Origin of the sequence: Polaribacter sp. Z014 (assembly GCF_023555435.1) — a bacterium.
Taxonomy (GTDB): domain Bacteria; phylum Bacteroidota; class Bacteroidia; order Flavobacteriales; family Flavobacteriaceae; genus Polaribacter.
Genome location: NZ_JALCZP010000008.1, coordinates 63,057 through 75,379 on the forward strand (window position 1 = coordinate 63,057; position 12,323 = coordinate 75,379).

Consider the following 12,323-nt stretch of genomic DNA (forward strand, 5'->3'; position numbering starts at 1 on the left):
TTTCTTATTAAAATTCAGGTGAAATACCTCCCTTTTCATCAATCATTTTTTTAACCCAGTAATCTTATCTTTAAACGCTAATTTAAAAGAATAAGCATGCTCATTTACATTACTATTCTGAGGCAAATAAAAATGCAATCCATCGTTTTTTTGATTCCACTTAATATCTTCATTATTTGACAACAAGGTAACTTTTTCTAAGGAAGTTAAATCAATTTTATCAGATTTTAAAGAAGTAACAATGGCATCATTGGAAGGCCATCCTAAAAATGTAACAAATAAATTTTTATCATCCTTACTTTTTGTAAAACGAATGTCTTTAGATGTATATTCAACTTGATCTCCGTGCATTTTCTCATTAGGTACCGTTGGTCCTTCTCCAAATATTTCCCATGGTCTGGTTGCGTAAACTGCTTCACCATTAATTTTTAACCATGCTCCTATTTCTTTTATAGGGATGGCAGCTTCATGCGGAATACTACCATCTGCTTTGGGACCAATATTTAGCAATAAAACACCGTTTTTACTAATAATATCCATAAGCATATCTACCACTTGATTTGCAGAACGGTACTCTTCATCCATTGCATAAGACCAACTTTTTAACCCCAATGAAGTATCATTTTGCCACAATTCTTTCTCTATTTCTTTCATACCACCACGTTCTAAATCTAAAACAGCAGAACCAACAGGTAACTTAGATCTGTTTTTATAGTTCACAACAACATTTGGAGCAGGATACTTTCCTTTCCCCCATTCTAAAGCTTTGTTATAATAATGCGTTAAAAATTTTCTTCGATGCTTTTCTTGAAAAGGTTTTAAATTCCATCCCCAATCAAAATAGTATAAATCTGGTTGGTATTTATCTGCCAGTTCAATAGTTGTTTTCCACCAGCGATCTATCGCTAATGAATCAACTTTTCCGGTACCATACAAACCTTGATTTTCTTTCTTTAAACCATCAAAACCATTGATGTGATTGTATTCAAAAAAACTACCATTCCAAGCAGAATGGTTAGAAACTCCAAAATGCATCCCTTTTTTCTTCACTGCAATTTTCATTTCTGCAGTAAAATCTCTTTTTGGTCCCATTCTAACAGAATTATAAGGTTGAGTTTTTGAATCCCACAAACAAAAATTATCATGATGCATCGCCATAAAAACAAAAAATTTAGCACCACCTTCTTCAAATAAATTTGCCCATTCATCTGCATTCCATTTTTCTGCTTTAAACATCGGAATAAAGTCTTTGTAACCAAAAACAGCTGGATCACCATATTTTTCTTTATGAAATGCTGCCATTTTTAAACCTCTTTGATCAAATGTTTTCCCTTTTTTTTCTCCAGAACCGTCATCAACAGTATACATCCATCTACCATACCATTCTGCAGCATGATCTCCAGCATACGCTGGCACAGAATATACTCCCCATGTAGCCCAATAGCCTATTTTTGCATCTTTATACCATTCTGGAATTTCATAATTCACTAAAGATGCATCTGAACTGTTAAATAGTGTCGTATCCTGTACAACGTCCTCCTTTACTTTTCCTTCGGAATTATTTTTACATGAGGTAAATTGACTTATAATACAGGCAAAAAAGATAAATTTTAATACTTTCATTCCGCTTTTATAGTTAGTTAATGTGCTTTTTTAAAAATGCTAGATTATATATTTATTTAGCATCTTTTTTAGTTTTTCTTTTGGCTTTTTATAAGTCGTTAAAGATTTATCTGTTGCGCTAAACACTTGTTTAGGATACATCTCTAAAGTGCTAATATTTACCGTCTCCATTTTACTTAAAGTTTCTTCGAAAGTAAAATTATTAAAAGACCAAGTTTCTACACCAATGTTCTTTTGTGATAAAACAAACTGAATATTTATTAAAGTTATAAGTATAAAAAGTCTCGTTTTCATTTGTTTTATTTTTAGTTCTAAGTAATTTCTACTTTTACTCGTTTCGCTATTTGTACCTAGCAAAAAAAACTGCAATTTCTAAATTTTCTTTAAGTTACTTATAATAAGAATGGCATCTGCTTTATTTCTCCAAGGTCTATAATCCCAAAATCCGTATTTATGTTTAAATACTAATTTTTCTTCTTTGGTAAACTCTCCTGTAAGGGTATTAAACCATTGTTTTGTAGCATCTTTATAATAAAATTCTGCTTTAAGTTGACGCTCTACATCATCAAAATGCACTTCTTTAGGAATATACAACATGATGGTTCCATTTTTATAATCTGTTAAATTATAAGACCTTACATTGTATTTTGTTACTGGTTCAAAATTCTCATAACCTACTTTGTCCATTAACTTTCTCATATATTTAAAATATTCAAAATGTGGTTTTATAAAATTATCTGGCTGTTCAAACGGATTATGAATGATCGCATTCCAAGATGTTCCTTGCCAATAATAGGTGGTATAAGTTCCTGCAAACAGACATAAATAATTCCTTTTCAAACACATTTCTGCATTGCTATATCCTCCAGGAAAAACGTTATACGGAGACTCTTCATATCCACCGTGTTCTATATTAAACACAGGTTTATCTGGAAATTGGTTATATGCTTTTAACATACTCTGATGAATTGTAAGTTTCCAATCTTGCGTAGAAATAAAATCGACATCCTCTTTATGTGTTTTACAAAAACCATAATCATGTACCGATAATAAACGATTAAAAGCATCTAATTTTCGAGTACGAACAATGCGTTCTTCCAAATGTTCAACAATATTTTTATTCTGAGCAATTGCAATACTTGAAGCTGCTTCTTTAGAAACATCCCAAATAATATTTGGAAATGCTTGGTAACGCTGTATCACATGATCGTAATACATATTATCTGCTTCCGAACCTGCTTTTGGCCATGCTACACGTTTATTCCAAACATAAATCATTAAATGACTTACAATTTCTTTATTGTGCATTTCAGCAATTACTTTATCAAAATGTTTAAAGAAATTTACGTTTAAACTACTATAATCTGGTTTAGAATTAGATCCTAAAAATGGAAATATATCTTCTCGGGCACCGTAATTATGCTGCGGATTTTCTTTTAGTCGATCATCTTTAACCCAATCTAAATCTGGATCATAAGCATACACATTCATGACAATTTGATTGAATTTATTTTCATTAATCAAACCCAATAGATGTTCGGTTTTTGAAATATCTTTGTTACCATAATCAAGCGCAAACAACCAATCACATTCAAAAGCTAGATTAAAGTAATGAGTACCGTCTTCGTAATAAAAATGCCTCAAATCATCTTTATTTTTTACAATACCGCCATGACGCTCTTTTTTCTTATTCTCCGTGAAATTAAATTCCCCCTTTTTTCCATTCAGTTCTTTTATTTCTGAAGTAATGGCAAACGTTTTTTTTCCGGTTATTGAACTTGAATATCTAAACACCCATTCATTATTACCATTATAAAACAAGGGTACTTTTTGCTCTTCTTTTTCACTTTTTACAATGGCAAAAACTTTTTTAGAAAATGGTTTTTCAATGGACTTTCTTGTATGATAAATCAAATCATTTACTTCCCATTGAACCGATTGAATTGTTTTATTTGACTTAGGTTTATCATAGACCTTTATTTGTGAAAAGCCAATTTGTGTCACTAATAAAACAGTAATTAATGTAATAATTTTTAACGTCATATAAATGGTGTTTTAGCGGTTCTTATTTTTTGAAAACTCTTATTATTTTAAATAACTTTTTTCTATAATACTTTTCTAATTTTTACTGCTTTTGGATACCCTTTTATTATAGACTCGTAAATGCTATAATTCAGTCCGTACCCGCATTAGGATGCAACACTACTATATTTTTCCATTTACTACCGAATACTTTTGTGTTATCTTTTGTATCCGTAAGTTGAATTTCAAGTTTCTAGTGTTCCTTGAACTTCAATATATTTTCTGAATCTGTTGCATAATGCAATACCACAGCACCCTCACCGTTTTAATTGAATTTTTAAACAATGTAAAATAATGAAACCCAATTCTACTTTAACTTCATTAATTATAATAAAAAAAATTACTGTATAGTTGGTTTCAAAACTTTATTTGTTGATTGATTAACTATAATTAGGGAATCTAATACACATTAAAAACAGCATAAAAATGCTGTTTTTAATACATATTAACTAACGCTCTAACCTTTATTTTTTAGTTCAAAAATTTATATTTTTTATAATTTAAAAGATGTTTATACAGGCGATTTTATATTGGTATAAATTCGAACCTTAGGTTTCCCTGTTCCACGAGCATTCTTAATTTCAACTTTCCAAGCAGCTTTTAATTCATTTAGAATTGATGTATGCTTAGGTTCATTAATTAAGTTATGTAATTCGTTTGGATCTTTTGTTAAATGATATAATTCTTCATACACCGGTTTCTCTCCCTCTAAAGGTCCTTCAATAAAATTACGATACACTGCAAATTGACTTGGGTGCACTTCATATAGCATAATGCGCTGAGACACCTTATATTCCTTTGAATATTCTACAGATTTTGCTGCCGAAATATTATTGTTTTGATAATACCGAATATATTTCCATTCTTTAGTTTGAACAGCTTCACATCTTGGGTTCCCAAATTTAGTAGACCATAAATTTTCTGTATACACGTAATCACGAACTTCTTTTGTATTTCCATTTATAAAACCGGAAAGATCTTTCCCCTGAAATGCTTCTGGAATAGGTGCGCCAGCTAGAGATAATAAAGTTGGTGCAATATCTATAGTTTGTACCAAAGCATCACTTTTATACCCTTTTTTCTGCTTTGGATTGTATATAAACATTGGTACATGAGTTGTTTTCTCGTAACACAATGCCTTTCCTCCCAAACCTTGTTCCCCCATAAATAAACCATGATCTGAAGTAAAAATAATAATCGTGTTTTTATCTAATTTCATCTCTTTTAATTGCTTTCTAAGTTTCCCCACTAAACGATCTATCCCTGTTATACACTGTATTTGACGAATATATCTTTCTCTTTCTGTAGCAGGCGTATCAACATAATTATACCCCATTTGGCGGTCGCTAGCATGTAGCAATTCTGCTGGTAATTTAGGTGTTTTTATATCTGCTTTAGCAATATAGTTATCCGGTAATGGTATATCAAGGTCACGATATAATGTGCGGTATATAGCATCATCTGTTTCTCTTAATTTCATAGTAGATGTGGTTGCTCCATGTGGTATATTAAACATTAAGTTTAATAAAAATGGCTTATCCGCAGGGCGATTATCTAAAAAGCTAATTGCTCCTTTTAATCTTCTTGCATTAGGATCTAAAAATTGATCTACACCTTCTTCTAAAACTTCAACTTGTGTTTCTGCAATAGCATCTTCATATATTTTATGTCTTTCCTTCGGATAAAAATAAACACCACCATGACTAGCGTACCAATAATCATAACTTTTTTCTGCTAATCCGCTTTCATAACCTAAGGTACCAATTGGCGAATGGTTTTTACCAATGTAAGCTGTATAATATCCTGCTTTACGCATTAATACAGGGTAAGATTCAGCCCAAGCTTCTTCAGAAACAGCAGTAGCCGAATTAAAATTTACACTATGTTTTCGCTCATATTGTCCTAATAAAATAGAAACTCTACTAGGCGTACATATAGCACTAGTTACATGTGCATTTGTAAAAAGAACACTTTCTCCTGCCAATTTATCAAGGTTTGGTGTTTGTATTGTTTCATTCCCGGTACACCCCATCATTCCATAGGATTGATCGTCCGTTAGAATAAAAATTATATTTGGTTTTTTTTGAGCACTTGCTGCAAAAGCATACAAGGCTAGCACTGTTATTAATAGTAATTTTTTCATTTGATATTTTTTTAATTCTAGAATAATGTAGAAGCCTTATTTGAACGAAGTGCTAAATAGCTTGCTTTCATCTGTTCAATTCGCTTTGCTTGTTTTGGGTTATTAATTAAGTTTTTTGTGAAATCTTCAGTTTCATTATCTTTAAGATTGTACAATTCTATTGGATTAAGCTCTCCTAAAACCTTCATACTTTCACCTTTCATTATTAATTTCCAATTACCTTCACGTATGGCGTAAAATGGACCTCCAGCTTCTTGCGAAGCATGCATTAAGTATTTATGAAGCGCTTTCTTTTTCCCTTTTGTAAAAATAGGTAGCAGATTGGCTGAATCTATTATTTTAGTTCTATCCACAGAAACTCCTACAACAGAAGCAATAGTTGCTACCATATCCTGCCCAAAAACAGCAACATTAGATTGGCTATTCGGTTTAATTTTACCAGGCCAAACTGCTACAAACGGAATACGGTGACCTCCTTCGTAAATAGCTCCTTTTTTACCTCTAAATTGATTGCTAGAATTATGCCCTGCGTCTACAAGTAACTTATTTTCGTTTAAGCCTCCGTTATCTGATGTAAACACAAACAACGTATTATCATACAATCCATTCTTTTTTAAAGATGCTACTAACATCCCAACCTACACATCTAACTCTACAATCATATCTCCGTGTGTTCCTAAAGTTGCACCTGCAATTTTTTGTCCATTTAATGTAGCGGTAGGTGCATGCGGAACATGAACTGCTTGACTGCAGTAATACAAATAAAACGGTTTCTTATTGTTTGCTTGTTTATGAATATAATTTACAGCTTCATTCACTAAAATGGGTCCTGCTTCTGAAGGTTCCCAATTAGAATCTGCCACACTACCTCCTTTTATTCTTTTTTTCTCATTTTTAAGCTTTAGCTGTTCATAAGAAACCCGAGTCATTTTTGAATCTTCTTGTAGCTTCATGAATTTTCCATTTTTATAAAAAGCAAAAGGTACATTCTGTATCCCTTCTGGCAAGGCAACAGAATAATCAAAACCATAATAATCAGCTCCCTTGTCAACTTTTTCATAACCTGAAACCGTTTTTGGTTTAGAATCCCAATCTCCTCCAAGACCCCATTTCCCAAAAAAGGCAGTATTATATCCTCCTTGTTTTGCTATACGTGCTACGGTAGTAAATTTAGGTTCTATTCCGGCATCCCTATCTGGACCCCAAACACCCCAAGGTCCTTTTTCATTTCTATATGAAAAATTACCGGTTAACATAGAAAATCGAGTTGGTGCACAAAGTGATGAAGGTGAGTGCGCATCAGAAAATCGCATCCCTTGATCAATTAATTTATCAATATTAGGAGTTGGTACAATAGGTTTTTTTCCTGTTCGTTGATTGTGATAAAATCCTATATCTCCCACACCAATATCATCTGCCATAATAACAACTATATTTGGTTTATTTTGGGCAGTGAACTTAGTTGCGGTAAAGAGAACTACAATTAAGGATACTAATAGTATTTTATTCATTTCTTTCTATTTTAGTTTTTTAATATACACATAAAAAGCAGCAAACTTCTTTTGGTCTTCTCCTATAAAATTGGCTTCAAGATGCTGTCTTCCTTCTGATAAATATGCTTTGAATTTTACTTCCTTTTTTTGCATATCTACTTTTCTCTCCATATGAATACCTTCAATGTCTAGTATTGCTTTTTTAACCTCTAGTTTTACACCTGCTGGTTTTATATCATACCAAGAAGATTCTACTCCTAATTGTGGTACGGCAGCACTAAATCCTAAATTAGATTCGTGTGGCCATCTTCTTAACTCAATTTCATAATCACCTTCTTGTTGCACATCAATCATCCAATAACCAGTACCTAATGCAGGCTTTTTGCTACTGTATGGATCTCTAATGTAGGATTGATCCCAAGTCACCTCGTCAAAAGTGTGTAAGTCGTGTGCTGTAATGGTAGTTTCCTTAATATTAGGTACTCCAACTGGGTAAGCCTCATAGTGTCCAAAATCACGAGAGGTATATGCCCACCATTGCTCGTAAGCATCACGCATTTCTTCTACTTTTTGTGGATTTTTATTTGCGATATCCGTTTCTTGACCTGGATCTCTGCTTAAGTTATATAATTTCTTTCCATTAATTAGTCGCCAATCGTTCTCCATTACAGCAGAAGAACGCCATTTTTCTGGCTGTTGAATTCTGTTGTTATCGACCACACAAAAACGTTTTGGCCAGTCTTTTACTTCTTGTTTAATTAAAGGAGAAAGATCGCGTCCATCTCGCCCTGAATTAGGATCATTATTTAATCCACATAAACCAATTAATGTAGGTAAAATATCAAAATTCATAGCGAGTTCATTTATATCATAACCGCCCTCTATTTTACCATCCTTCCAATGAATAAAGAAAGGAACTCTATGTCCTCCTTCGTAAGCAGATCCTTTAAAACCTTTCATTCCTGCATTGTACACATATTTACTTTTTCCATCTTTTACGGTTTGGTAAGCAGCACCATTATCCGTAGTAAAAATTAAAATGGTATTGTCTTTTATGCCTAGTTCTTCTAGCTTTTTCTCAAGAATTCCAATGTTATCATCGATATTGGTAATCATACCAAAATAAGCTTTCTGCAATTCATTTAATTCGGTATCCTTTTTATACAGGTCATAATATTCTTTGGGAACGTTATACGGGCCATGTGGCGCATTGGTAGACAAGTATACAAAGAATGGTTCGTCTTTTTTAGTTTCAATAAAATCGATGGCCTCAGAAAAAAACACATCGGTACAATAGCCCTTATATTTTTGAGGAGTACCATTGTGCCAATAGGTGTCATCGAAATAATCATTATCCCAAAAATCTGGTGTTTGCCCTACTCCACCTCCACCATGTACTACTGTTTCATCAAAACCACGATCTTCTGGTTTGTATGGATATGAATCCCCCAAATGCCATTTTCCAAACATCGCTGTTGAATACCCATTTTGCTTGAATATTTGCGGCATAATAGTGAACTTCTCCCTCATTATACTACATCCTCCAATAGTGTGCCAAACGCCTGCACGGTTTCCTTCAGCTCCACTCATTAAACCAGAACGACTAGGTGCACAAGTAGTACCTGCATGGTAATTGGTAAAACGTATTCCAATGTCATGGAGTTTATCCATGTGGGGGGTCTTAATAATCCTGTTCCCCAGGGCTCCAATATCGCCATAACCCTGATCATCTGTGATAATTAAAATTACATTAGGTTTTTTTTTAACTTGTGCTGTTCCAATTGCAAAAAATTGGACCATTAAAATGAAATAAAAGAATTTATTGAACATTATTTCTTATTTTTTAGTATTATTGTATTCATATCTTCTTGGTGATAAATATTTACCTTCTGAGGCTATAGGCCAAGTATCTGTCCTAAAACAAGCTACTGGTAAATCATTTTTATCATATAAATTACTATTCGGTTTATCTGACCATGCGTAACGAACAGCAACAGGATTTTTTATTTTATTAGAAAATATTTCAACTTTATTTTCGCTAATTATTTTCGCTTCTGCCCAAACAAACTTTTGATCTGCTCCGGCCATAGAAAATCCTTTAATAGTATTGGTGTTAAAAGCATATAAACCTTGGTCTATATTATTAAACGTAATAATTATTTTATTTCCTTTAATCTCCATCGACTTATAACGTGGGCTTTTACCTTCTATATTGTATCCATATGCTTCATCTAAAGCTAATCGAGACAAACGGTTTCCCATTTCTTGTTTGTTGCGATAGTGAATGAAGTTTCCTTCTCCTTTATCCATGGAAATTACTTCTCCTGTATTTGGTAAGGAAAGTGTTTTGGACATTCCTTCGCGTAGTTCTGCCCATGAACTCGTTTTTGGTTCTAAATCTGGTTCTTTCATACTTGCTATTTGAATCCAGTAGAAAGGGAAATCTCCTTGCCCCCAGCGTTCTCTCCATGAGTTTATCATAATTGGAAAAAGTTCGCTGTATTGATCACCACGTCCAAGGTTTCCTTCGCCCTGACACCATATAGAACCTTTTATTCCATAGCCAATTACAGGGTTAATAACACCATTATAAGCATTTGCTGGTGCATTTTGTCCAATTCGAATATCTCTTGGTGGACGCATTTTTTTTCCAGGTTTCCCTGCATTTTCCCATGCGATATATTGTTTTGTATAATCTTTAAACATCTTATCTGTAAACTGGGTCATTCTCCAATCCCAATCTTCTAAGAATTCAGGATGTTTGTATTTTTCTTCTATCGCATCACGCGGAATCCAGGTTTCTAAGGAAGAAGCTCCCCAGGAAGCATTAATTAAACCAATAGGAACTCCTAAAATTTTATGCAATCTTTTTCCAAAGAAATAACCAGCAGCCGAAAACTTAGGTAATGATTTTGGTGTACAAGCCTGCCATACTGAATCTCTTATTTCTGTTTGTGGTTTAGAAGATGCAACAAGAGGAATTGTAAATAAACGTATTTCAGGATAATCGGCAGCTAAGAGTTCTAACTCAGAATGATTAGAGTCCTCTACACTCCATTGCATATTAGATTGTCCGGTGCATATCCAAACTTCACCTACAAGAATATCATTAAAAATGATTTTATTTGTTCCTTTGATAATCATTGTATATGGACCACCTGCTTTCATTGAATTCAGCTTTATACGCCATTGTCCATTTTTATTGGCAACAGTTTTGTATGTCTGTCCTGCAATTGAAATTTTAATTTTTTCTCCGATAGATGCGGTTCCCCAAATAGGGTTTTTCTGATTACGCTGTAATACCATTTTGCTACCAAAAATATTGGCAACTTTTACTTCTGCCTGAAGTATGAAAGTGCATAAACAAAGCATTGTTATAAATATCGTTTGTTTTCTCATAATTGTAACTTATTTTAATTTATGGTTCCCTAAATAAACCTTACTCTTAATAGTTTTTTTATACTTTTCTAATAGTTCTTGAACTTTTTCTTGATATGCAGGATTGTTTATATAATCTTTCATATCATCTTCAGTAATATTATCGTTCAGATTAAATAAGGAAACTGGTTTAGCAGTCAAATAATCTTTTGTTTTTTTATTTACTTGAAGTATTAGCTTCCAACCTTTATCATTAATTGCATATTCTTTCCTAGCACCACCTTGTATCATTAAAAAATCATGTGTTTTAGCTCCTTTTATCTGTTTAAATACTGGAACCAAATTATGAGAATCTTGAGCAACCTTTTTACCTACTTTTTGTTTTGTGATACCGGCTAAAGTTGCCATAATATCTAATCCAATGATAGGCTTATTGCTACTCGTGTTTTTCTCTACTACATTTGGCCAAACAACTATAAATGGAACTCTGTGTCCACCTTCAAAAGGGTCATTTTTTGCGCCTCTGTATATGTCACTTGGTTCATGATGTGCATTCCAAGTATCTCCATCAGTATGTAACCCTCCGTTATCGGATGTGAAAATAATAACCGTATTTTCATAAATGCCCTGAGCTTTTAGTGCATCGACTAGCATTCCTACCTGTACATCTAACTCTTTGATCATATCGATATGTTTAGATGGTGTTGTTCCTTTAATTTTTACGCCATTAAGTTCAACAGGAGCTGCATGTGGTGTGTGAACTGCTTGAGAACAGTAATACATAAAAAACGGATCTTTCTTATTTGCATTTTGTGCAATATAATCTACAGCCTTATTTGCTAATAGAGGCCCTATTTCACTCGGATTCCAATTTGAATCTCCATAACCTTCTCTACTAAAGTGGTCTACACCAATACTGGTCATATATGCCTTCTCAATCACTTTTATGGTTGAATTTTTACGAAGTGGTAACCAATCATGGTTTTCGTAAATTGCATACGGCATACCCTGAATTCCGGCAGGTAAAGTAAGGCTATAATCGAAACCGAATTGCTTTGGACCACGCAAAATTCTACTAATATCAACAGGTGCACGAGCTTCCTTGCTTCCTCTTTTTGGAACAAATATAGTTTTGGGATCATCTTTTTGAGGAAAACCTGTACCCAAGTGCCATTTTCCAAAGAATGCTGTTTGGTAATTTGCTTTCTGCATTAATCTTCCAAGAGTCAGCTGGTCATCTTGAATTGCAGATTGAGAATAACCTCCCCAAACACCCCAAGGTTCTGTGCTTCTGTAGCAGCTATTTCCGGTCATAATTGAATATCGAGATGTTGCGCACAATGCTGCAGAAGCATGAGCATCCGTAAACATCATTCCTTGCGATGCTAAATTATCAATATGTGGAGTTTCTAAAACAATATGATTGCTATGTAATTTTCTATAATGTGAAATATCACCTACCCCTATATCATCAGCTAAAACAACAATTACATTCGGTTTTTTGCTCTTTTGTGCCTGAGTATTATTTGTAAAACCAACCATCAAAATTAGAGTTACTAAGTAAATTTCAATTCTATTCATTTCTATTATAGTTTTTTTCAATA

General features: G+C 33.3%; 7 protein-coding genes and 1 pseudogene. All 8 read right to left on the reverse strand.

Features of this window, described 5'->3' with window-relative positions; all coding sequences use genetic code 11:
- Window positions 1-42 precede the first annotated feature (42 nt).
- Window positions 43-1,623: an alpha-L-fucosidase gene (locus tag MPF19_RS11155; RefSeq protein WP_249988292.1), complete on the reverse strand. Its 1,581-nt coding sequence runs from the start codon at window positions 1,621-1,623 to the stop codon at window positions 43-45.
- A 39-nt stretch (window positions 1,624-1,662) separates the two neighbouring features.
- A complete protein-coding gene (locus MPF19_RS11160; RefSeq protein ID WP_203393817.1) occupies window positions 1,663-1,917 on the reverse strand; it encodes a hypothetical protein in 255 nt (84 codons plus the stop codon).
- A 78-nt stretch (window positions 1,918-1,995) separates the two neighbouring features.
- Window positions 1,996-3,666 carry an apiosidase-like domain-containing protein gene (locus tag MPF19_RS11165; protein WP_249988293.1) on the reverse strand — a complete coding sequence of 557 codons (1,671 nt, stop codon included), beginning with the start codon at window positions 3,664-3,666 and terminating at the stop codon, window positions 1,996-1,998.
- A gap of 550 nt (window positions 3,667-4,216) precedes the next feature.
- A complete protein-coding gene (locus tag MPF19_RS11170) occupies window positions 4,217-5,848 on the reverse strand; it encodes a sulfatase-like hydrolase/transferase (protein WP_203393816.1) in 1,632 nt (543 codons plus the stop codon).
- Window positions 5,849-5,865: 17 nt separating this feature from the next.
- Window positions 5,866-7,359: pseudogene (locus tag MPF19_RS11175) on the reverse strand (sulfatase family protein).
- A gap of 6 nt (window positions 7,360-7,365) precedes the next feature.
- Complete coding sequence (locus MPF19_RS11180; RefSeq protein ID WP_249988294.1) at window positions 7,366-9,141, reverse strand: arylsulfatase; 1,776 nt, start codon at window positions 9,139-9,141, stop codon at window positions 7,366-7,368.
- Between the two features lie 36 nt (window positions 9,142-9,177).
- Window positions 9,178-10,740, reverse strand: coding sequence for a hypothetical protein (locus MPF19_RS11185; protein ID WP_249988295.1), 1,563 nt, complete (start codon window positions 10,738-10,740; stop codon window positions 9,178-9,180).
- Window positions 10,741-10,749: 9 nt separating this feature from the next.
- Window positions 10,750-12,321 carry a sulfatase family protein gene (locus MPF19_RS11190; RefSeq protein ID WP_249988296.1) on the reverse strand — a complete coding sequence of 524 codons (1,572 nt, stop codon included), beginning with the start codon at window positions 12,319-12,321 and terminating at the stop codon, window positions 10,750-10,752.
- Window positions 12,322-12,323: the final 2 nt, after the last annotated feature.